The sequence below is a fragment of the Sphingomonas spermidinifaciens genome (assembly GCF_002351485.1).
Lineage (GTDB): Bacteria > Pseudomonadota > Alphaproteobacteria > Sphingomonadales > Sphingomonadaceae > Sphingomonas > Sphingomonas spermidinifaciens.
On sequence record NZ_NWMW01000001.1, the window covers coordinates 1,341,053 to 1,361,263 of the forward strand.

At 70.2% G+C, this 20,211-nt stretch carries 20 protein-coding genes; 6 read left to right on the forward strand and 14 right to left on the reverse strand.

Features of this window, described 5'->3' with window-relative positions; translation table 11 throughout:
* Positions 1-6: 6 nt before the first annotated feature.
* The 5 genes from tatC to COC42_RS06415 all read right to left on the reverse strand — a co-directional run bounded on the left by tatC (position 7) and on the right by COC42_RS06415 (position 2,818).
* The gene (gene tatC / locus COC42_RS06395; RefSeq protein WP_096342342.1) at positions 7-774 is read right to left on the reverse strand and encodes a twin-arginine translocase subunit TatC; all 768 of its coding nucleotides are present in this window, start codon (positions 772-774) and stop codon (positions 7-9) included.
* Positions 771-1,193: a Sec-independent protein translocase protein TatB gene (gene tatB / locus COC42_RS06400; RefSeq protein ID WP_096342343.1), complete on the reverse strand. Its 423-nt coding sequence runs from the start codon at positions 1,191-1,193 to the stop codon at positions 771-773. Before tatB ends, tatC begins: the two co-directional genes overlap by 4 nt.
* Before the next feature lie 72 nt (positions 1,194-1,265).
* On the reverse strand, positions 1,266-1,487 hold the full coding sequence (locus COC42_RS06405) for a twin-arginine translocase TatA/TatE family subunit (protein WP_096342344.1): 222 nt from the start codon (positions 1,485-1,487) through the stop codon (positions 1,266-1,268).
* 27 nt (positions 1,488-1,514) lie between these two features.
* Complete coding sequence (scpB, locus tag COC42_RS06410) at positions 1,515-2,093, reverse strand: SMC-Scp complex subunit ScpB (protein ID WP_096342345.1); 579 nt, start codon at positions 2,091-2,093, stop codon at positions 1,515-1,517.
* Positions 2,090-2,818, reverse strand: coding sequence for a segregation and condensation protein A (locus COC42_RS06415; RefSeq protein WP_096342346.1), 729 nt, complete (start codon positions 2,816-2,818; stop codon positions 2,090-2,092). Before COC42_RS06415 ends, scpB begins: the two co-directional genes overlap by 4 nt.
* Positions 2,819-2,900: 82 nt before the next feature.
* Here COC42_RS06415 and COC42_RS06420 point away from each other — a divergent pair, with 82 nt between their 5' ends.
* Complete coding sequence (locus COC42_RS06420; RefSeq protein ID WP_096343144.1) at positions 2,901-3,251, forward strand: TfoX/Sxy family protein; 351 nt, start codon at positions 2,901-2,903, stop codon at positions 3,249-3,251.
* A gap of 148 nt (positions 3,252-3,399) precedes the next feature.
* Here COC42_RS06420 and COC42_RS06425 read toward each other — a convergent pair whose 3' ends face one another.
* From COC42_RS06425 to COC42_RS06445, 5 genes are all read right to left on the reverse strand, one after another.
* On the reverse strand, positions 3,400-4,401 hold the full coding sequence (locus COC42_RS06425; RefSeq protein ID WP_096342347.1) for a glycoside hydrolase family 3 N-terminal domain-containing protein: 1,002 nt from the start codon (positions 4,399-4,401) through the stop codon (positions 3,400-3,402).
* Between the two features lie 313 nt (positions 4,402-4,714).
* A complete protein-coding gene (locus tag COC42_RS06430; RefSeq protein ID WP_096342348.1) occupies positions 4,715-5,467 on the reverse strand; it encodes an SPOR domain-containing protein in 753 nt (250 codons plus the stop codon).
* Positions 5,467-7,200, reverse strand: a complete 1,734-nt coding sequence (gene argS, locus COC42_RS06435) for an arginine--tRNA ligase (protein WP_096342349.1) — start codon at positions 7,198-7,200, stop codon at positions 5,467-5,469. The genes COC42_RS06430 and argS overlap by 1 nt, the downstream gene beginning before the upstream one ends.
* 31 nt (positions 7,201-7,231) lie before the next feature.
* A complete protein-coding gene (gene rarD / locus COC42_RS06440; RefSeq protein ID WP_245843893.1) occupies positions 7,232-8,176 on the reverse strand; it encodes an EamA family transporter RarD in 945 nt (314 codons plus the stop codon).
* 172 nt (positions 8,177-8,348) lie between these two features.
* Positions 8,349-9,137 carry an SDR family oxidoreductase gene (locus COC42_RS06445; RefSeq protein ID WP_096342350.1) on the reverse strand — a complete coding sequence of 263 codons (789 nt, stop codon included), beginning with the start codon at positions 9,135-9,137 and terminating at the stop codon, positions 8,349-8,351.
* 759 nt (positions 9,138-9,896) lie between these two features.
* Between COC42_RS06445 and trmB the strand changes: the two genes are divergently transcribed.
* Positions 9,897-10,577, forward strand: a complete 681-nt coding sequence (gene trmB, locus COC42_RS06450) for a tRNA (guanine(46)-N(7))-methyltransferase TrmB (RefSeq protein ID WP_096342351.1) — start codon at positions 9,897-9,899, stop codon at positions 10,575-10,577.
* A 159-nt stretch (positions 10,578-10,736) separates the two neighbouring features.
* Here trmB and COC42_RS06455 read toward each other — a convergent pair whose 3' ends face one another.
* Entirely contained in the window at positions 10,737-11,570 is an 834-nt protein-coding gene (locus COC42_RS06455) for a PRC-barrel domain-containing protein (protein ID WP_176484578.1), read from the reverse strand.
* Between the two features lie 72 nt (positions 11,571-11,642).
* The gene (locus tag COC42_RS06465; RefSeq protein WP_096342354.1) at positions 11,643-12,797 is read right to left on the reverse strand and encodes a S8 family serine peptidase; all 1,155 of its coding nucleotides are present in this window, start codon (positions 12,795-12,797) and stop codon (positions 11,643-11,645) included.
* A 95-nt stretch (positions 12,798-12,892) separates the two neighbouring features.
* On the opposite strand from COC42_RS06465, the gene COC42_RS06470 reads away from it, so the two are divergent.
* The 3 genes from COC42_RS06470 to COC42_RS06480 all read left to right on the forward strand — a co-directional run bounded on the left by COC42_RS06470 (position 12,893) and on the right by COC42_RS06480 (position 17,336).
* Positions 12,893-13,381, forward strand: coding sequence for an RNA polymerase sigma factor (locus tag COC42_RS06470; RefSeq protein ID WP_096342355.1), 489 nt, complete (start codon positions 12,893-12,895; stop codon positions 13,379-13,381).
* The gene (locus tag COC42_RS06475; RefSeq protein ID WP_096342356.1) at positions 13,378-14,058 is read left to right on the forward strand and encodes an anti-sigma factor; all 681 of its coding nucleotides are present in this window, start codon (positions 13,378-13,380) and stop codon (positions 14,056-14,058) included. Before COC42_RS06470 ends, COC42_RS06475 begins: the two co-directional genes overlap by 4 nt.
* Before the next feature lie 125 nt (positions 14,059-14,183).
* Positions 14,184-17,336 carry a helicase-related protein gene (locus COC42_RS06480; RefSeq protein ID WP_096342357.1) on the forward strand — a complete coding sequence of 1,051 codons (3,153 nt, stop codon included), beginning with the start codon at positions 14,184-14,186 and terminating at the stop codon, positions 17,334-17,336.
* A 343-nt stretch (positions 17,337-17,679) separates the two neighbouring features.
* Here the strand turns inward: COC42_RS06480 and COC42_RS06485 are convergent, their stop codons facing one another.
* The gene (locus COC42_RS06485; RefSeq protein WP_096343146.1) at positions 17,680-18,573 is read right to left on the reverse strand and encodes an aldo/keto reductase; all 894 of its coding nucleotides are present in this window, start codon (positions 18,571-18,573) and stop codon (positions 17,680-17,682) included.
* Between the two features lie 145 nt (positions 18,574-18,718).
* On the opposite strand from COC42_RS06485, the gene COC42_RS06490 reads away from it, so the two are divergent.
* Entirely contained in the window at positions 18,719-19,042 is a 324-nt protein-coding gene (locus COC42_RS06490) for a hypothetical protein (protein ID WP_141395794.1), read from the forward strand.
* Between the two features lie 122 nt (positions 19,043-19,164).
* Here COC42_RS06490 and COC42_RS06495 read toward each other — a convergent pair whose 3' ends face one another.
* On the reverse strand, positions 19,165-20,211 hold the full coding sequence (locus tag COC42_RS06495; protein ID WP_096343147.1) for a LacI family DNA-binding transcriptional regulator: 1,047 nt from the start codon (positions 20,209-20,211) through the stop codon (positions 19,165-19,167).

The window sequence follows — 20,211 nt, forward strand, 5'->3', positions numbered from 1 at the left end:
TTCGCGTCAGGCGGGTTCTTCCCCGGCCGGTGCCTCGCGGGCGCGCTTGCGCTCGGTGAACCAGATGCCGATCAGCGCGAGCTCGTAGAGAAAGATTAGCGGGATCGCGAGCAGGAACTGCGAGCCGATATCGGGCGGCGTCAGCACCGCGGCGATGCCGAACGCCGCAACGATGGCATAGCGCCGCGCCCCGACCAGCTGCTTGCGCGTGACGATGCCCGCGCGCTCCAGCAGCATCAGCAGAACCGGCAGCAGGAAGGCGATACCGAACGCGAACAGGAACTGCATGACGAACGACAGATAGTTGCCGACCGAGGGCAGCGCCTCCTGCTGGATGCCGCCGAAATTGCCCTGGAAGCCAAGCAGGAAATGGAGCGCGACCGGGATGGTCACATAGTAGGCGAGCGCCGCGCCCATCGTGAACAGGACCGGCGTCGCCAGCAGGAAGGGCAGCAGTGCCTTCTTCTCGCTGCGATAGAGGCCGGGTGCCACGAACTGCCACAGCTGGTTCGACAGGACTGGAAAGGAGATCATTATCGCCGCGAAGAAGGCGACCTTCACCCGGACGAAAAACGCCTCGAACAGCTGGGTGAAGATGACCTTCTGCTGCCCCGCCGCCAGGAGCGGCTGGACGAGGAAAGCGAAGATCTGCTCGGCGAAATAATAGGCGGCGCCGAACGCGACGAAGATCGTCAGCAGGCAGTAAAAGAGCCGCCGGCGCAGCTCGATCAGATGCTCGAGCAGCGGGGCCTGCGTGTCGTCGATGTCCTTCACGACTGGCCCTTCGCGGCCGGATCGGCAGGATCGCCAGGTTCGTCGCGAATTACCGGCGGCGGCGTCGTGACCGGACCATCGTCGGCATCAGGAACGGGCAGCAGCGCGGGATCGGTAGCGGTGTCGGGCGCCGGCGGTCCTTCGAGGGCGACAGGCTGTGCGACAGGCTGTGCGGCGGGCTCGGGCGGGTGCTCACGCATGATCCGCGCGTTCTCCTCGGCCCATTTCTTTTCCATCTCGGCGAGCTCGGCCTCGCGCACCATCGAATCGAAGCCCGAGCGGAACTGACGTGCCACCCCGCGCGCGCGGCCGACCCAATAGCCGACGAAGCGCATCGCCTTGGGCAGATCCTTGGGGCCGATGACGAGCAGCGCGACGATGGCGACCACCACCATCTCGCTCATGTTAAAATCGAGCATCTCGCCCTGTCGGTCCCGCCCCTAGCGCTGTCGAATGACCGGCGGACACCAGGGCCCGCCGTTCCGGTCGCGTCAGCGCTGCTCGCGCGTGCGCTCTTCGGTCTTGTAGGCGGGCTCGGCGGCGCGCTGCGCCTCGATGCGCGTGGGCTCGGCCTCTTCCTCGGCCATGCCCTTCTTGAAGTTCTTGATGCCTTTGGCAACGTCGCCCATCAGGTTCGAAAAGCGACCGCCGCCGAGCAGCAGGATCGCGATCACACCGAACACCAGCCAATGGATCAGGCTGAAACTACCCATCACGAATCTCCTCGAGGTTCCCTGTATCTAGTAGTCCTCGCCGTCCTTTTCCACCGCTGTCTGTTCGAGCGCCAGATCGACCGGGTCGAGGAGCCCCGCAGCCCTCAGATCGTCGATGCCGGGCAAGTCGCGGCGGCTCGCCAGCCCGAAATGGTCGAGGAAGCCGGGCGTCGTCGCATAGGTAAGCGGGCGACCCGGCACTTCGCGCCGCCCGGCAGGGCGAACCCAGCCCGCCTCCATCAGCACGTCAATCGTGCCCTTAGCCACCTGTACCCCGCGGATCGCCTCGATCTCCGCCCGCGTGACGGGTTCGTGATAGGCGATGATCGCCAGCGTCTCGATCCCCGCTCGGCTGAGGCGGCGGCTGTCCTCACGATCGCGGCGGAGAAGATGGGCGAGGTCGCCGGCGGTCTCGAAATGCCAGTGCTCGCCGCGCCGGACGAGGTTGAGGCCGCGGCCGGCATAGTCGGTCTGAAGGCGGACCAACGCCTCGGCGATCCCCTCCCGCTCCCCGAGATGTGCCGCGATCTCCGAGACGGTCAGCGGTTCGGTGGCGGCGAACAGGATCGCTTCGATCGCACGAGTGCGGTCGTCGGGCGGGGTCACGCGAGCGCCCGCAAATAGAGCGGTGCGAACGGTCCGTCCTGTGCCAGCTCCACCCGTCCCTGCTTGGCGAGTTCGAGCGCGGCCAGAAAGCTGGAGGCGAGCGCCGAGCGTCGCCACGCCCCTTCGCCCCCCTCGGGCATGAAGCGTTCGATCGCGGTCCAGTCGATCGCCTCGCCCAGCATCGCCGCGACGCGGGCGAGCGCGGTTTCGAGCGTCATCACCGGCCGCTTGCGCACGACGTGCAGCACCGGCCGCGACCGCGCGCTCACCCGGCCATAGGCGGCGACCAGGTCGTAGAGGCCGGCATCCCATTTTGTCCGCCGGATCGTCCTGAGTCCCTCGGGCGCGCCGCGGGTGAACACGTCGCGCCCCAGCCGGTCGCGCGCCATCAGCCGCGCCCCCGCCTCGCGCATCGCATCGAGCCTTGCGAGACGGAGGGTGAGGCGGAGCGCCAGTTCCTCGGGGCTCGGCGTCTCCTCGGGATCGCGCGGGAGCAGCAGCGCCGATTTGAGATAGGCGAGCCAGGCCGCCATCACGAGATAGTCGGCCGCGACCTCGAGTTTCAATTCGCGGGCGGTAGCGATGAAGGCGAGATACTGATCGACCAGCCCGAGGATCGAGATGGCCCTGAGATCGACCTTCTGCGTCCGCGCGAGCCCGAGCAGCAGGTCGAGCGGTCCCTCCCAGCTATCGAGCGAGATCGTCAGCGTGTCGGCATCGGCCATGACGATGCTTGGCACGAGGCCAATGGGGTGGGCAAGATGGAGCCCCTTCCCAACACGCCCGCAGCCGCGCATGATCGGGATCATGGCATCCGATCCGAAGACCGTCGCCTTCATCGTCGATCAGGCCGGCGGCGCGGCGGCTGACGTAATCGCGCGGCCGATGTTCGGCGAGTATGGTCTGTATCGGGGCAGGAAGCTTGTGGCGCTCGTCTGCGACGACCAGCTGTTCGTGAAGCCGACCGCAGCCGGGCGCGCGCTGGCGCCTGATGCGGAGGAGGCGCCGCCCTATCCGGGGGCGAAGCCGTCGCTGTTGATCGATGCCGACCGGTGGGACGATGCCGAGTGGCTGGGCGACCTACTGCAGCAGACCGCCGCCGAACTGCCGCTTCCGAAGCCGCGGTCGAAGAAGGCGCGAGGCGCCGAGTCGGGCTAAGGAAGCATCACGGGGCCGAGACCAACTCTGCCCCCCATCCGTTGCGTCGGTGCAAACTGGGGCCGCTTTCGGCCGCTATTGTCCCCTCACCAGGCGACGCCAAGTTTCGCCGGCATAAAGTGGGTGGCGAGCCGGATCGGACCGAGCGCTATGCCAGCGCGAGCAGCGCATCCCGCTTGGCGAACAGCTCGGCAAGGTCACCCTGTGGTGCCCCCCGCCCGGCCATCGCCCGGTTCAGCCGCCCGAGCGTCGCCTCCCCCGCTGGCGACACCCGGTCCGCGATCTCGACCATCTCGGGCATCCGTGCCCAGCAGTCGAGCACCACGTCGCACCCCGCGGCGATCGCGCTCGCCGCCTTGTCGCCCGCCGATCCCGACAGCGCCTTCATGTCGATATCGTCGGTCATCAGCAGGCCGTCGAAGCCGATGCGGCCGCGGATCACCTCGCCGACGATCGCGGGCGAGAGCGTGGCTGGCCGCTCGGGGTCATAGGCCTCGAACACGCAGTGACAGGTCATGCCCATGGGGGCGTGCGCGAGCGTGCGGAAGGGTTCGAAATCGACCTCGAGTTCTTCCGCCGTCGCGGTGACGCGCGGCAGTTCGAGGTGGCTGTCGACGCGGGCGCGGCCATGGCCGGGCATATGCTTGACGACGCCGATCGTGCCCCCCGCCGCCAGCCCGTCGAGCACGGCGCGGCCCAGCGCCGCCACCTGCATCGGCTCGCTGCCATAGGTGCGGCTGGCGACCGCGGGGGTCGCCCCCTCCACCGCCACGTCGAGCAGCGGCAGGCAGTCGACGCTGATCCCGACCTCCGCCAGCATCAGGCCGATCGCCTGCGCGTTCACCCGCGCCGCCTCGATCGCCGAAGCGGGGGCGATCTCCCAAAGCTTCGCGAACGCGGGGCCAGCGGGCGTCATGGGCCATTCGGGCGGCTTCATCCGCGTGACCGGCCCGCCCTCCTGGTCGATCAGGATTGGGAGTTCGTCGCGGCCCGACAGCGCGCGCAGATCGTCGGTCAGCGCGCGCAGCTGGCCGCGATCGACGACGTTTCGCGCGAACAGGATGTAACCGAGCGGATCGGCCTCTCGGAAGAACGCGCGCTCGTCGGGAGAAAGCGCAGGGCCGGACAGGCCATAGATGACGGGCAGCATCAGGCCGGGTTAGCGCCGGGCGCTGGGGAGGCCAAGCCTCTCCTGCCCGTCGCTCGTCGCCCAGCACGTGTTCCACGATCCCCGGGTTTACGCCTTACGCGGTGGCGGCGCGATCTGAGAGACGGAGACCGAAACAAGCCCAGGGGTGACGGCTACGAACAAGGCGGGTTCGATCGCGCCCAAATCTCGGCACGAGCGAAGACGACTGCTCGCGCGCAGGCCGGACAAAATCACGCCGGGGTGAGAGGCCGGGCGCCGTCACGGGTCTAGGCACCCGGCTCGACGCGGCCCAGCTTGCGCGAGCGTACGACCTTCAGTTCGCCACTACGAAGCACGCCTCGCCCGCCACCTTAAGCTTGCCGCAGACCTCTCGCGCCTGGGCGTTGCTGCCGGTGTTGACGCGCAGCCGCTGGACGGTGCGGCCATTGACCTCGGCCGCCTCGATCGACTGACCGAGCCCGGCCAGATAGCCGAAGCGGCCCGACAGCTGCTTCCACGCGGCATTGGCCGCCGCGGTGGTGGGGAAGGATCCGAGCTGGACGATCGCGCCGCCTGCGCCGCCGGTCGCAACGGGGGGCAGGCGCACACCCGCCTTGCCCGCCGGCGCGTCGCCGCGGCCCGGCGGGGGCACCGCCTCGCTCACGCGCGCGGCGCCCGCTACCGGCGTCGGCGCCGCCTTGGGCGCGGGGCGCGCGCCGGTCGCGAGCGGCGCTTCTGGCACCGCGCTCAGATCGACCGAGGCATTGGAGGGCTGGCCGCCGTCGCTGGTCTTGAACACGCTGTCGCCCTCGCCCGCGACCTGCATGCCGCCCACTTCGTCGGGCTTGACCTTATAGTCGCCCTCGGCGGCGTTGATGAGCTCGCCCGAGCCGCCGCCGGTCGAGGGCGCGCGGTCCTGCCACCAGTAGAGTCCGGCGATCGCCGCGGCGATGATGGCGAGGCCGAGGACGACGAGCAGGATCACCCGGCCCATCGGCGCGCCTTCCTCGTACCGCTCCTCGACCGTCTCCAGCCAGGGCAGCCGATCCTCCTCGGCGAGCGCAGCATCGTCGGCGGCAGGCGCCATCACTTCATCTCCTCGACTGCCTCGACACCCATGATGGCGAGGCCCGATCGGATGATTTGCCCGATCGCGTCGGCCAGATAAAGCCGCGCCTGCGTTAAGGACGCGTCACCGGCGATCACCGTCCGGCGCGACGGATCGTCGTTGCCGGCATTCCAGGCGGCATGGAACTCTGCCGCCAAGTCATAGAGATAAAAGGCAATCCGGTGCGGCTCGCGCGCCTGCGCCGCCCCCTCGATCACGCGCGGGAACTGGGCGAGGCGCTTGACGAGCGTCAGCTCGGCCGTGTCAAGCCGGGACAGGTCGGGCGTGCCGAGCGCGGGCGCGATCCCCGCCTCGACGGCGCGGCGGCGCAGCGAATGGACGCGGGCGTGCGCGTACTGGACGTAGAAGACGGGGTTGTCCTTCGACGCCTCAACCACCTTGGCGAAGTCGAAGTCCATCTGCGCATCGGCCTTGCGGGTCAGCATGGTAAAGCGGACGACGTCCTTGCCCACCTCTCGCACCACATCGGCCAGCGTCACGAAATTGCCCGACCGCTTCGACATCTTCACCGGCTCGCCAGCGCGTAGCAGGCGGACCATCTGGATGAGCTTGACGTCGAAGCGCGTCCGCCCTTCGGTGATCGCCTCGACTGCGGCGACGATGCGCTTGACGGTACCGGCATGGTCCGCGCCCCAGATGTCGATCAGCTGGTCGGCCGATTGCGCCTTCTGGAAGTGATAGGCGACGTCGGCGCCGAAATAGGTCCATTGCCCGTTCGACTTTTTGATCGGCCGATCCTGATCGTCGCCGAACCGGGTCGAGCGGAACAGCGGGAGCTCGACCGGCTCCCAATCGTCGGGCAATTCGCCCTTGGGCGCTTCGAGCACGCCGTCATAGACGAGGTCGCGGGCGCGCAGCCAAGCCTCTGCCGCCTCGGGCTTGCCCGCGGCCTGAAGCTCGGCTTCCGACGCGAACAGGTCGTGATGGATGCCGAGCAGCGCGAGATCGGCCTTGATGAGCTCCAGCATCGCCGCGACTGCGCGGGTGCGGAACAGCGCCAGCCACTCGCCCTCCGGCGCGGCGGCGTAGCGGTCGCCATATTCAGCGGCGAGCGCCTGTCCCACGGGGATCAGGTAATCGCCGGGATAGAGCCCCTCGGGCACCTCGCCCGCATCTTCGCCCAGCGCCTCGCGATAGCGAAGATGGACCGAGCGGGCGAGCACATCGACCTGCCCGCCCGCGTCGTTGACATAATATTCGCGCACCACCTTGTGGCCGACATGCTCGAGCAGGCTGGACAGCGCGTCGCCGACCACCGCGCCGCGGCAATGGCCCATGTGCATGGGACCCGTCGGGTTGGCCGAGACATATTCGACGTTGACCGTCACGCCCTCGCCGACATTGGAGCGGCCATAATCGTCGCCCGCCGCGTGGATCGCGCGCAGCTCCTCGCGCCAGCGATCCTCGTGGAGGGTCAGGTTGATAAAGCTAGGCCCTGCGACCGCGACCGACGAGACCTCGCCCAGCGCGCCGAGCTTCGCCGCGATCGCCTCGGCCAGCGCGCGCGGGTTGGTGCCGGCGGGCTTCGCCAGCACCATCGCGGCGTTGGTGGCGAGGTCGCCGTGGCTCGCGTCACGCGGCGGCTCGACGGTGACGGCGCGGCGGTTGAGGCCGGTGGGCAGCGTCCCCTCGGCCGTGAGCGCATCGAGGATCGAGTCGAGATGGGCGGCGAACTGGGCGTAGAGCGTCATGCCGCGCCCCTAGCCCAGCGCCACGCGCGACTCAAACCCGCCGCGCGCGCAGGCTCCCGACGACGAACACCGCGAGCCCCGACCAGATCAGCGCGAAGCAGACGAGGTGCGCGGTTGTCACGACCTCGCCGAACAGCGTGATCGCCAGCACGAACTGGATCGAGGGAGCGAGATACTGTAGCAGGCCGATGACCGAGTAAGGGAGACGCCGCGCGCCCGCCGCAAAGAGCAGGAGCGGGATGGCGGTGACGATCCCGGCGATGAGCAGCAGCACGGTGACGAGCGTGTCACTGGCCGTCAGCGCAAGGCCGCCATGTGCCGCCAGCCAGGCCATATAAGCAAGCGCGACCGGCGTCAGGAGCAGCGTTTCGACCGTCAGCCCCTCGACCGATTCGACCGGCGCGACCTTGCGGATCAGGCCGTAGAGGCCGAACGACAGCGCGAGGACGAGGCTGATCCACAGCCCCTCCGCCGCCTGCGACGCGAGCACCAGCACGCCCGCGCCCGCCAGGATCACCGCGGCGAGCTGCGGCCGCGTCAGCTTCTCGCGCAGCACGACGACACCGAGCACGACGTTGACCAGCGGGTTGAGGAAATAACCGAGACTCGCCTCCAGCACATGATGATGCTGGACCGCCCAGATATAAACGAGCCAGTTGACCGAGATCATCGCCGCGCTGGCGGCGAGCAGGCGCAGCGTTCGGACGCTCGTCAGCGCCAGCCACAGCCGCGCGCCCCGCCGCGTGACCGCGACGACGGCGAACAGGAGCGCCAGCGACCAGACGACGCGGTTGGCGACCACCTCCCCCGCATCGACGCCCCGGAGGGGCATGAAATAGAGCGGCAACAGACCCCAGAGCAGATACGCGCCCGTCGCCTGCATCAGGCCGATGCGGGTCGATCGGGCGGCGGCATCGGGCGCGGGAGTCGTCATGGCCGCCAGATAGGATTGCTTGTGCAGCGCGGCAAAGCGCATCGACTTGGCGAGCGCAAAGAAATGTTGCGGGGGTGACTACCGACGCATCACCCCGGAACTCGATCCGGGTCGCGCTTCTTCTCGCCCTACGCTGAAAACAAGAAGCGGGACCCCGAATCAAGTCCGGAGACGGTTGGTCGGCTTCAAATAAGGTCTGAGGGGTGGCGGAAGGTCAGGCGTCCGCCTTCGCCTTGTCCGCCTTCTTGCGCTCGGCGCGGGCGAAGTCGTTCAGCCCCTTGAAGCGCTCGGCGAACTTGCCGTCGGCCTCGGCGTGGCGGAAGTCGCGGACGCGCTCGACGAGGATTTCAGGCGGGGTGGGCTGCCGCGAGATCAACGCCAGCACCTCGTCGGCGAAGTCGTCAAGGCCGAGATAGCCGGTGCGGTCGGCCTGCCCCGGCGTCAGGTCGGTGCGCACGCCCGGGGGGGCGATCTCGATCACCTCGACCGCACCCGCCAGCGCCTCGCGCAAGCTCACGGTGTAGCTGTGGAGCGCCGCCTTGGTCGCAGAATAGGTGGGCGCGGCGACGAGCGGGACGAAGGCGAGGCCCGAGGTCACGGTCACAATCGCCGCATCGGCCTGGCCCTTCAGATGCTCGATCAGCGCGTCGGTCAGGCGGATCGGGCCGAGCAGGTTGGTCGTGATCGTCGCCTCGGCATCGGACAGGTCGCGCGCACCTTCCAGCGCCTCGAACCGCATGATGCCGGCATTGTGCATGACGACGTTGAGCGCCGGGAACCTCTCGACGACCTCGGCCGCAAAGGCTTTGATCGCGGCGGCATCGTCGATGTCGAGCGTCAGCGCGTGGAGGTTCTCGTGGCCCGCAGCCACTTCGTCGAGCGCGGCCTGTCGCCGGCCGGCGATGATGACGGTGTCGCCCCGCGCAGCGAAGCGATGCGCTAGCGCGGCTCCGATGCCCGAGCCGCCGCCGGTGATGAGGATGGTGTTGCCGCTGGTCTTCATGAAAAGCCTCCGCGTCTGAGTGCGGCGGCTATGTCGGGGTGCGAGCGGCGGATGGAAGGGGCGCGCCATCAAAAAACGGACGCGGAAAAGGGGCCGGCGTCACCGCCAGCCCCCTCACCCGGCTCGCCTCGCCCTTCTCGGGTCCGCGCTCGCCGGGGTCCGGTCATCGGGGCCGGAACCGCGTGCCTGCCGGTCACCTTTCGGCGAGGGGCGGTGTCGCGATCCGGCCTCGATGGCCTCACGTCGGTCTGCTTGCGCATCCCGGCGCGTTTGCCGCCGGCTTCGGGCTCGCTTCGCCGCTTCCATGGGAAGCGCTTCCGCGTGACCTGTCGCCCTTGGCCGATCCGGTTTCCGCTCTGTCCGAAGACGGCGCTTCATCCGCATCGTTTGATCGTCGTTCTGCCTGCTCGATCGCTGCCTGGCCGGAGCCACGCGTCGTCCTCGCCGCTTTCCTTCGATCCCAGTCTCCGGCGCCTGCGCGGTTTCCAGTGAAGGCACCTGCGCCGCCGCCCGATCCTGCATAACCGCTTCGATTTGCTTCGATTTCCCGTACCGCCTCGTCCCGGCTACAGGCGAAGTGTGTCACGGGTTCCGAGTCGCCCGAAGCGCCAAATGCGGCGCCCAGCCTGTGAATAACGTGGATAGCGGGGATGACGGTGGCGACTCGGTCGCGCGGCCGACGCAAGCGCCAATAGCCGATGCCGCGGGTCGATCAAGCCCCTCGACAGCGCCGCCCCCAAGCGCCTAACGCCGCCCGCCATGAACGATCCCGCGACCATCCGCCGCCTCTATGGCCGCCGCCAGGGGCACAAGCTGCGCGCCGGCCAGGCGGCGCTCGTCGAGGAATTGCTGCCGCGGATATCGGTGCCCGAGGACGGCCCGCTCGATGCCCTGCGCCTGTTCGGCGACGAGCGGCCGCTCGAGTTCGAGATCGGCTTCGGCGGGGGTGAGCATCTGGCGGCGCAGGCGGCGGCGCGGCCGGACACCGGCTTCATCGGCTGCGAACCCTTCCTTAACGGCGTCGTCAGCGCGCTGGGCCATATTCGCGATGGCGACCTCGGCAATGTCCGCCTGCACATGGGCGACGCGCTGCAGGTGCTCGAGCGGCTGCCCGACGAGAGCCTGTCGCGCCTCTATCTCCTTCACCCCGATCCCTGGCCGAAGGCGCGCCATGCCAAGCGCCGGATGGTCAATCACGGCCCACTTGACCTGATCGCCGCCAAGCTGAAGGCCGGCGCCGAGTTCCGCCTGGGCACCGACGACCCGACCTATTGCCGCTGGTCGATGATGGTGATGAACCAGCGCCGCGACTTCGCGTGGCAGGTGGCAAGCGCCGCCGACTTCCTCACCCGCCCCGCCGACTGGCCCGAGACACGCTACGAGCGGAAAGCCCGCCGCAAGGGGCATGAGGTCTGGTACTTCCGCTACGTGCGCATCTAGCGATACCGGCCCGCTTCCCCTTCCCGTCCGCCAGCTGTCCGAGTTGGGGAGAGAGGGGGGAGCGGGCCGGCATCGCGCCTGGTCCGGGGATGCCGGACCAAGCTCGAGGCCAACGGGAACCCGGCCGCCGGGTGGGGGTGCGACCGGTTTCCGCAGGCCTTACTCGGCGGATTCGCGCTTCACATCGCTGCGCTTCATCGACGAGACGAGGACATTGCCCTCCCCCGAACCCTGACCCGAGAAGTTGGCCGCAGGAAGGGTCGCGGTCCGGTCGCCGACCTGGACCAGCACTTCGCGCACGCGGCCATCGGCTTCGCTGCGCAGGTCGCGCACCGTGCCGATCGCGCGGCCCTTGGCGTCCACGACGCGCATGCCGGGCTGCACGTCGAACGTGCCCGCACCCTGCGCCGCACTGCTGCCCGCCAGCGCGAGCATGCCGTTCCCGACGCTGCCGCTGCCCGAACCTGATGCGCTGCCCATGGCATTGCCGGCGGCGCTGCCCGCGGTCGAGCCGACCGCATCGGGCGCGCCGCCCAGCGCCTCGCGCCCGCGCCCGGCGAGCGACCGCGCCTCGCCGACCGCACCCTGCGTCGTCGAGCGGACCGCGTCGGTGCCGATCAGCTGCGCATCGACCGCACCCGAGCCGCTGCCCGACCCGCGCGTTTCGGCGCTGCCGCTGCCGATCGCCGAGCGGCCGTTCAGGAGCGTGCCGCTCTCGCCCGAAGCGCTGCCGCCGGCGCGAACACGGCCACTGCGGCGATCGACCTGACGCTCGGTGCGGACCTCGCCGCGGCCGCTGCGCCGAAGGGTGCTCTCGGCCATGGTGCCGGGCGAACGGAGCGTGCCGCCAAGGCCGCCGCCGAGCGTACCGCCCAGGCTGCCGCCCAAGCCGCCGCCGAGCCCGCCGCCGCCACCGCCAAGCAGCTGGGCCGAGGCCGGGGTCGCCGCGATCGTCAGCGCGAGGGCAGCGGTGGTGAACAGGATGGATCGCATGTCGTGTCTCCTTATCGGTTCTGACACGAGAACGGCGGCCCCTGCGCACTTCATCCCGGGCGGAAGACTTTTTTATCGTCGCGTGACGCAGGCGCCGCAGACGAGGCCTCGCCCATAGCCGCGGCCCTTTACCGCCTCGACATCGACGCGCGCACGGCCGATCGCGGCGAGGCGCGCGGCGACGAGCGGCGCGGCAAAGGAGGTGCCGCGAACCACGCGCATACGGCCCCGCGCATTGGGCGCTCTGAAGCCGGCGGCAGGGGCGGCATAGTCGAGATGCGCAGCGCGCCCCGCCTCGATCAGCACGCGCCCGCGCGCATCGACGCCGGTGACGGCGATCACGCCGGGATAGGAAGCGGGATAGGCGGGCGGCGCGGCGGGGCCGTCATTGCCGACCGCGGCGACGATCGTCATCCCCCGCCTCTGCGCCGCGGCGACCACGCGCGCGAGCAGCGGGTTGGGCGGGCCGACCAGGCTGATCGAAACGGTGCCGACGCCGCCCTTCGCCAGCCAGCCGATCGCGCGCGCGATCGCGACCGCGCCGCCGCCCGCCGGATCGCGGCCATAGACATCGGCGGCGACCACCCGCGCACCCGGCGCACCGCGACCGATCAGCCAGGCGACGGCGCTGCCATGGTCACTCGCGCGCGGCGCCCCCGCGGCGAAGCCTTGTTGCCGGACGTCGGGATCGGCGACCCCGCCGTCGATCATGCCGACGACCGGCCCCGCGGCTGCAGACGTGACCGGCGCAGCGCCGGCCGGTGCCGCCGCATCGCCGCTCTCGAAATGGATCACGTCGGCGGCCACCTCGGGCGCGATGCGCCGCGCGCGGGCGAGTGCGCGATCCAGGCGAACGCCGACGGGCACCGCGAGCCGGGCATAGCCGACGCCCAGCCCCTCGACCTCGGTCCGTTCGATCAGGCGGAAGCCGTCGCGCTGGAGCGCTGCGAGCACAGCCTCGCCGGGATCGGTCAGCACCACCTCGCCCGCGCGCGCCGCGTCGCCGCGATCGTCGCGAACGACAGCGCCGCGGCTCGACCGGACGAGATCGGCGATGCGGTCGAGCCGCACCTGCGCGAGCGTCTCGGGCGCGGTATCGACGACACGGTCGACGGTACCGAGCACGCGCTCGGACAGCGCGCCGATCTGCGGCGGCAGCGCGGGCAGCAGCTGCGCGCCGGCGGGCGCGGCGGCGATCAGGGCCAGGACAAGGGCGGTTCGCTTCATTTTTTCTCTTCTTGACGCACCGGAAGGCGCTGTCACGGGATGAAACGCGCCGCGGCATCCGTTTCGTCCCCAAGCACCCGACCGTAGGAGCCCCGTTGAGTTTCGAGCGCGACCTCACTGCCCTGCTCCCGCGCCTGCGCCGGTTCGCGCGGGCACTGGCGCGCGACGCGGCGGATGCCGACGACCTCGCGCAGGCGGCGGTCGAACGCGCGCTCGTCGCACGCGACAGCTTCGTGCCGGGAACGCGACTGGACAGCTGGATGTACCGCATCATGCGAAATGCCTGGATCGACACCGCTCGCGCGCGCCGCCGCGCCGCACAGACCTTCGTGCCCGAGGAAGACGGCGCGCATGTCGGCGACGCGGGTGACCGCGCGATGGAGGCGCGGGCCGAACTCGCCCGCGTCGGCCGGGCGATGGACACGCTGCCCGACGACCAGCGCGAGGCGGTGGCGCTCGTGCTGGTCGAGGGGCTGGCCTACAAGGAGGCGGCGGCGGTGCTCGACATTCCGATGGGAACCCTCACCTCGCGCCTGGGGCGCGGCCGGGCGGCGCTGATGGCGAAACTGGAAGAAGCGGCATGACGATCGATCGGGAAACGCTGATGGCCTATGCCGACGGCGAGTGCGATCCGCTGACGGCGCGCCGGGTGGAAAAGGCGATCGCCGCCGACCCCGCGCTCGCCGCAGAGGTCGAGGCGCAGCGCGCGCTCCGCGCCCGGATCGCCGCCGCCTTCGCGCCGATCGAAGCAGAGCCGGTGCCGCCTCGCATCGCCGCGCCGCTCGCCTCCAATGTCGTCGCGCTGCCGCGACCGGCGAAGCGCCGCCTGCCGGCGGGCTGGATTGGCGCGGTGGCGGCGAGCCTCGTGCTCGGCCTCGCGGTCGGCCAGGGCCTGTCGCCCGGCGGACCGGTCGCGGCTGGGCCGTCGGGGCTGGTGGCGCGCGGCGAGCTGGCGCGCGCGCTCGATACGCAGCCGGGGAGCGAAGGCGCAGCGGGCGGCATCCGCATGCTCGCCAGCTTCCGCGCGCAGGATAATCGCTATTGCCGCGTGTTCGCCGGCAGCGCGACCAGCGGCATCGCCTGCCGCGAGGGCGACGGCTGGACGCTGCCGCGCACCGCCTCGGGCCATGCCGAGGCGGGCGCCTATCGCCAGGCGGGCTCGGCCGACGCCGCGCTGCTGGCCGAGGCGCAGGAGATGATGGCCGGTGAACCGCTCGACCGCGCGGGCGAGGCCGCGGCGATCGAGCGGGGCTGGAAATAACCGACCGGTCGAGCGCCGCCTTCCTCTGAATAGGTCGAGGAACTTCAGCGGCTTGTGCGGGTAATGCCTGTCTCGCCCGCGCCCGTTCCGGCGTGCGGCGTCCATCGACGGGGGTTCCGACAAACATGGCCATGGCTGCCGAGGCGATCGATCCGACGGCGTCGGCAGGCACCGCCTCCATCGCAATCGCCCTTGCCCGCGCGCTGACCAACGGCGACCTGTTCCATGCCGCCCCTGACGAGCCGCGCGCTGCCGCGCTGGCCGCCGCATTGCGCGCTGCAGTACCCGATGCGGCGGTGGTCTTCTGCCCCGGCAGCGACGCGCTTCCCGGCGACGATGCTCCCGCTTCGCCCGCCAATGTCGGCCAGCGCGTGTCGGCCCTGCGCGAGGTGCGGCGGCTCCTGTCGCTAAAGCGGCGCCCGCGCATCGCCTTCGTCACCACGGGCGAGGCGCTGGGCCGCCTCTATCCGCCGCCAGCCGCCTTCGACACCGCGCCGCCGCGCGTCGAGAAGGGATCGCCGGTCGATCTGGCTGCGCTGTACGCCGACCTCCAGTCGATCGGCTATGTCGTCGACGAGCGGGTGGACGAACCCGGCGAGGTGGCGCTGCGGGGCGCGGTGCTCGATGTCTATCCCGCCGACGCCACCGCGCCGCTGCGCATCGATGCGGCCGAGGGTGTGGTCACGGCCATCCGCCTCTACGACCCCGCCGACCAGCGCACGACCGGCGAGTGCGAGGCGCGCGAGCTCGGCCGGGTGAGCGAGCCCGAGCTCGGCGGCAGCGGCGTGCCTTTAATCGAGCATCTGCCCGGTGCCGCTGTGATCGTGCCCGCGGATGCCGAGCAGCGCCGCCGCCGCTTCCTGTCGCTCGCCGGCGATGCGCAGCGCCGCCGCGGCAAGCGCGCGATCCGCGACGTCGCGGGCGAGGCGGTCTGGGCCAAGGCGGTCGGCCGCCACGACCGCCCCTCGCTCGAGATTGCCGCTACGCCGGCCCCGCGCTTCGTCGAGGCCAAGCGCCCCATGAAGGCGTTCGCCGATGCGGCACGCGCCGCGATCGACGCGGGCAAGCGCGTCGTCCTTCTCGGCAGCGAGCGCGACCTGCGCTTCATCTCACGCCGCGTGGCAAAAGGGCTGAAACGCGACGTGGAGCGCGTCGAAAGCTGGGCGGCAGTAGAGAAGGCGAAGAAGGGCAGCCTTCTGTCGCTCGCGATGCCAATCGATCGCGGGTTCGAGGACGACCGCCTCCTCGCCGTCGCCGCCGCCGACCTGCTCGGCAGCCGCGCGCAGCTTGATGCCGCGGGATCCAGCGCGACCGACCCGGCACCCTTCACCCTCGGCGAGATCGCCATTGGCGATGTCGTCGTGCACGAGGATCACGGCCTCGCCGTCGTCCAGGGACTGGCGGCGATGCCCGACGACGGTGACGCCATCGCACTGTCTTATGCTGATGGCGGCACGCGGCTGGTCCCCGTCGCCGAAGCGGACCGGCTGTGGCGCTATGGCGCGGAGGCTGATGCGGTCACGCTCGACAGGCTTGACGGCGCCAGCTGGCAGAAACGACGCGGCGCGATCGATGCCGCGATCGCGGAGAGCGCGCGTGAGCTGACCCGGATCGCCGCCGAGCGTGCCGCCCGCGCAGCCCCCGTCCTCGACCCGCCGAGCGACGCTTATGAGCGTTTCGCCGCCGGCTTCCCGTTTGCCGAAACCGCCGATCAGGCGCGCGCCATCGCCGCGGAACGTGACGACCTCGCCGCGGGCAAGCCGATGGACCGGCTGGTGGTCGGCGACGTGGGTTACGGGAAGACCGAGGTGGCGCTGCGCGCCGCCGCGCTTGCCGCGCTGGCGGGGCATCAGGTTGCGATCGCCGCGCCGACGACGGTGCTCGCGCGCCAGCATCTCGACAGCTTCACGCGCCGGTTCGAGGGCACGGGGATCGAGGTCGCCGGCCTCTCGCGTCTGTCGAGCGCGGCCGAGAAGAAGCGGGTTAAAGCCGGCCTTGCCGACGGGTGGATCGGGGTGGTGGTCGGCACGGGTGCGGTCGCGGGCAAGGGAGTGGCCTACCGGAACCTCGCGCTCGTCATCATCGACGAGGAACAGCGCTTCGGCACCGCTGACAAGGCACGGATGCGCGACCTTGGGGCCGGCCATGTCCTCGCCCTCTCCGCCACGCCGATCCCACGCACCCTTCAAAGCGCACTCGTGGGCCTGCAGCAGCTGTCGGTCATCACCACCCCGCCGGCGCGTCGCCAGCCGATCCGCACCTCGGTCGGCCCGTTCGTCGCCGACACCGTCCGCACCGCACTCCTTCGCGAGCGCAGTCGCGGAGGGCAGAGCTTCGTCGTCGTGCCGCGGATCGAGGACATGACGCCGCTGGCCGAGACGCTCGCGCGGCTGGTCCCCGAACTCGACATCCTCCAGGCGCACGGGAAGATGCCCGCCGCCGAGATCGACGAGGCAATGGTGGCGTTCGGGCGCGGCGATGGCGACGTGCTGCTCGCGACCAACATCATCGAGGCGGGGCTCGACGTGCCGCGCGCCAACACGATGGTGATCTGGCGCGCCGACCGCTTCGGCCTGTCGCAGCTCCATCAGCTGCGCGGGCGGGTCGGGCGCGGCAGCCGGCGGGGGCAGGTCATGCTGCTGACCGACGCCGGACACGAGATCGCGCCGCGCACCCTGAAGCGCCTGCGCACGCTGGAGGCATTCGACCGGCTAGGCGCGGGCTTCGCGATCAGCGCCCGCGATCTCGACCTGCGCGGGGCGGGCGACCTGATCGGCGAGGCGCAGGCCGGGCACATGAAGCTCATCGGCGTCGATCTTTACCAGCACCTGCTGGAGGCGGCGCTGCGGACGGCTCGAGGGGAAACGGTCGAGCGCTGGACGCCCGAGTTGCACCTGGGACTGACGGGCCGGTTGCCCGAGGATTGGCTGCCCGACGAGGAGCTGCGCGTCACGCTCTACTGCCGGCTCGCCCGGATCGAGGATGCCGACGCACTCGCCGCCTTTGCCGAGGAGATCGAGGACCGCTTCGGCGCGCTGCCCGCCGAGGCTGAGCTGCTCCTCCGCCTCGCCGGGCTCCGGATCGCGGCCCGCGAGGCACAGATCGCGCGGATCGACGCCGGCCCCGCCGCGATCGCCCTCACCCCGCGCCGCGACTTTGCGGGCGACACGAGCGGGCTGACGGCCAGGGGCGACCGCCTGATCCTCTCCGAGCGCATCGAGAATGCGGGCGCGCGCCTCGATCGGATCGAGGCGCTGCTCGAGGAATTATCGGGATGACGCCGCCCACGTCATTGCGAACGCGGTGAAGCAATCGAGGGCGTCAGAATTCCACCCGCTCGATCAGCCCTACTATCGATCCGCCTAGCGCGAGCGTGAGCGGACACGCCTCCCCATCCGTGCGGCGTTCAGGGCTTGGTCGCCGGGCGACGGCTAGCTTTTCGCTCCCGCCATATGGCCCGACGGACGCACGATATTGTCGAACCCGCCGCTCTCGATCTCAAGGACGAGATCACGACGATGCTCACAACTCGATTGCGACGTGGGACCGGTGACGCCGGGGAACTCGCATCCTCGCCCCGCAGCGCTGAGAATTAGCCGATTTCGCAAGGGGGCAGCGCGCTCATGGTAGCGCTTCCCCGGTGCCCGCCTGCATCACCGCATACCATTGGTCGCGCGTCCATTCGATGCGCAGCGCATCGGCGGCGGCGCGGATGCGCACCGGGTTCTGAGAGCCGACGATCGGGATGATGCGAGCGGGATGCACCATTGCCCAGCTGAGTGCCGCCGCCACCGCGTCGGCACCGTAGGCCGAGCCCTGTTCGGCGAGGAGCCTGGCGGCGGGATGCGAGGAATCGGTTAGCCGCCCGCCGCCGAGCGGCGACCAGGCGAGCACCGCGATCTCCTCCGCCATCGCCTGATCGAGCGTGCCGTCATAGAGCGGCGCGACGCGCAACGGCGAAAACTCCGGCTGGGTCGAGACGATCGGGTGCCCAAGGAACCGCTGGAGCGCCGACAACTCGGCCGGGCTGTGGTTCGAGACGCCGAGCGCGCGGACCTTCCCCGCCTCGACCAACCGCGTCAGCGCCGCGGCGACCTCCTGCGGGTGGGTCAGGAAATCGCGGCGATGGATCTGGTAGAGGTCGATGACCTCGGTTCCCAGCCGCACGAGAGAGGCATCGCATGCCGCGGCCAGATAGGCGGCGCTCGAGTCATAGGGGCGCGGCGGGGTGATGCCGGCCTTGGTCGCGATGACCATCCAATCGCGCAACGACCGGTCCTCGGCGAGCGCTCGCCCGAACAGAGCCTCCGCCCCGCCGAAGCCGATTGGCGACCCGAAGCCATAGATGTCGGCGGTGTCGAACAGCGTGATCCCCGCGGCCAGCGCGGCATCGATCCGCGCGCGCACCTCGGCGACGCTCCCCTCCAGTCGCCACATCCCCCAGGCGAGCGGCGAAACGACAAGGTCGCTGCGGCCGAGGCGGCGGGGCTGGCGGTCGGGGATCAACTGGGTCATCTGCCCGCCCCCATAGTTGGGATCGCATCCGGGCTTCAACCGCTGCGCGCGAACGCGGAAGCTCGCGGTGCTGGGCAACGCCGTCCGTTCCCGACTGCGGGCCGAACGCCGAGGGCAAGCTAGGCTCAGCGCAACCCAAATCGGCTTGATCGACAAACGGCGATACGCAGCCCTGCTGACGGAGAGGGTGCGTTCGCCCGCCGAGCGCAAAGGAGACGCCATGAAGAAGACCGTTCTCGCCGCCATCATCCTGTCGTCGATGGCGCTCGCCGCATGCGGCGGCACCAATACCGGCAACAGCGAAGTCGCCAATGTCGAGCAGATCGCCGATCTCAACGCCACCGACGCGGTCGACGAAACCGGCCTCGGCAACGATACGGGCGACTTCAATGCCATCGGCTTCGTCGACGACGCTGCCGACCTGAACGAAGCCGCGCCGCTTGAGAACGATGTCGCCAACGCGCTCTGAGTAGCGCAGCTTCGGGCCGAAACACCGGTCTTTTTTTGATCTCTTCAACCGGCGTTATAATCGCTGACGTGCCCAGAGCTCTCAGGCAATCCCTGGCCCGGCGGGTTGGACCGCCGGGCTTCTTATTGGGGGGGTGGCGCGGTTGAAGCGCGGACGGTCAGGCCGGCCGGGACCACCTCGGGCGCCGGGTCGAAGTCGCCGCCCGCCTGCTCGGCAATGATGCGCTCGACCGCGCGCGCGGTTACCTCGGCAATCGGCTGCACCACCGCGGTCAGCGGCGGGTGGGTGAAGCGGACGATGGGCGTATCGTCGAAGCTGATGAGCGACAGGTCGTTCGGCACCGATAGGCCCCGCGCGCGCGCAACCGCCAACACCGCCAGCGCCATCCGGTCGTTGCTGGCAACGACCGCCGTCGCGCCGGCATCCAGTAGCGCTTCGGTGGCCGCCAACCCGGATTCGTAGCCAAAGTCGCCGCGCGCCATCAGCTCCTCGGTCGCCAGCCTCGCCGCCGCCATCGCCTGTCGCCAGCCCTCGATCCGCCATCCGCTAAGCTCATAGGCTTCCGGCCCGGCGATGAAGCCGATCCGCGCATGGCCGAGGTCCGCCAGATGCTCGGTGGCCAGCCGCGCCGCCCGCTCGTCATCCATCGTGAGGGCAAAGCCATATCCGTCGCGCAGCGTCCCGATCCGCGCGACGCTGACATGCTGCGCCTCGAGGAGCTTCAGGATCAGGGAATTTTCCGAATGCGGCGGGGTCAGGATCACGCCGTCGGGGCGTAGGGCAGCCAGCGCCGCCGACAACTCGCGCTCGATATGGTCGCTATGCGTGTCGACCAGCTCGACAATCAGGCGATAGCCGTGCTCGGCCGCCTTCACCATACCGCCCAGCATCATCTGATCGACCCAGTCGGTGCCCTGCCGCTCGCGCCAATCGGCGATCGTCCGCTCGCGATCGTTGAGCGCGAGGATCAGGTAACTGCGCGATCCGCCCATCCGCTGCGCCGCGATGGAGGGCACGTAGCCGAGCTTGTCGATCGAGGCCTGCACGCGCTCGGCCATTTCGGGCCGGACGCTGGCTTCCTTGTTGATGACGCGGCTGACGGTCTGGAGCGATACCCCGGCATCAGCCGCGACATGCTTGATCGTTACCGCCTGGCGGCGTCTTGCCAT

Excerpts from the sequence above, each read along its gene's own strand:
- tatB (WP_096342343.1), bottom strand. The coding sequence starts at position 1,193 with ATGCTCGATTTTAACATGAGCGAGATGGTGGTGGTCGCCATCGTCGCG.
- COC42_RS06405 (WP_096342344.1), bottom strand. The coding sequence starts at position 1,487 with ATGGGTAGTTTCAGCCTGATCCATTGGCTGGTGTTCGGTGTGATCGCG.
- COC42_RS06415 (WP_096342346.1), bottom strand. The coding sequence starts at position 2,818 with ATGGCCGATGCCGACACGCTGACGATCTCGCTCGATAGCTGGGAGGGA.
- COC42_RS06420 (WP_096343144.1), top strand. The coding sequence starts at position 2,901 with ATGGCATCCGATCCGAAGACCGTCGCCTTCATCGTCGATCAGGCCGGC.
- COC42_RS06425 (WP_096342347.1), bottom strand. The coding sequence starts at position 4,401 with ATGCTGCCCGTCATCTATGGCCTGTCCGGCCCTGCGCTTTCTCCCGAC.
- COC42_RS06430 (WP_096342348.1), bottom strand. The coding sequence starts at position 5,467 with ATGGCGCCTGCCGCCGACGATGCTGCGCTCGCCGAGGAGGATCGGCTG.
- argS (WP_096342349.1), bottom strand. The coding sequence starts at position 7,200 with ATGACGCTCTACGCCCAGTTCGCCGCCCATCTCGACTCGATCCTCGAT.
- rarD (WP_245843893.1), bottom strand. The coding sequence starts at position 8,176 with ATGCGCTTTGCCGCGCTGCACAAGCAATCCTATCTGGCGGCCATGACG.
- COC42_RS06445 (WP_096342350.1), bottom strand. The coding sequence starts at position 9,137 with ATGAAGACCAGCGGCAACACCATCCTCATCACCGGCGGCGGCTCGGGC.
- trmB (WP_096342351.1), top strand. The coding sequence starts at position 9,897 with ATGAACGATCCCGCGACCATCCGCCGCCTCTATGGCCGCCGCCAGGGG.
- COC42_RS06455 (WP_176484578.1), bottom strand. The coding sequence starts at position 11,570 with ATGCGATCCATCCTGTTCACCACCGCTGCCCTCGCGCTGACGATCGCG.
- COC42_RS06465 (WP_096342354.1), bottom strand. The coding sequence starts at position 12,797 with ATGAAGCGAACCGCCCTTGTCCTGGCCCTGATCGCCGCCGCGCCCGCC.
- COC42_RS06475 (WP_096342356.1), top strand. The coding sequence starts at position 13,378 with ATGACGATCGATCGGGAAACGCTGATGGCCTATGCCGACGGCGAGTGC.
- COC42_RS06480 (WP_096342357.1), top strand. The coding sequence starts at position 14,184 with ATGGCCATGGCTGCCGAGGCGATCGATCCGACGGCGTCGGCAGGCACC.
- COC42_RS06485 (WP_096343146.1), bottom strand. The coding sequence starts at position 18,573 with ATGACCCAGTTGATCCCCGACCGCCAGCCCCGCCGCCTCGGCCGCAGC.
- COC42_RS06495 (WP_096343147.1), bottom strand. The coding sequence starts at position 20,211 with ATGGCAAGACGCCGCCAGGCGGTAACGATCAAGCATGTCGCGGCTGAT.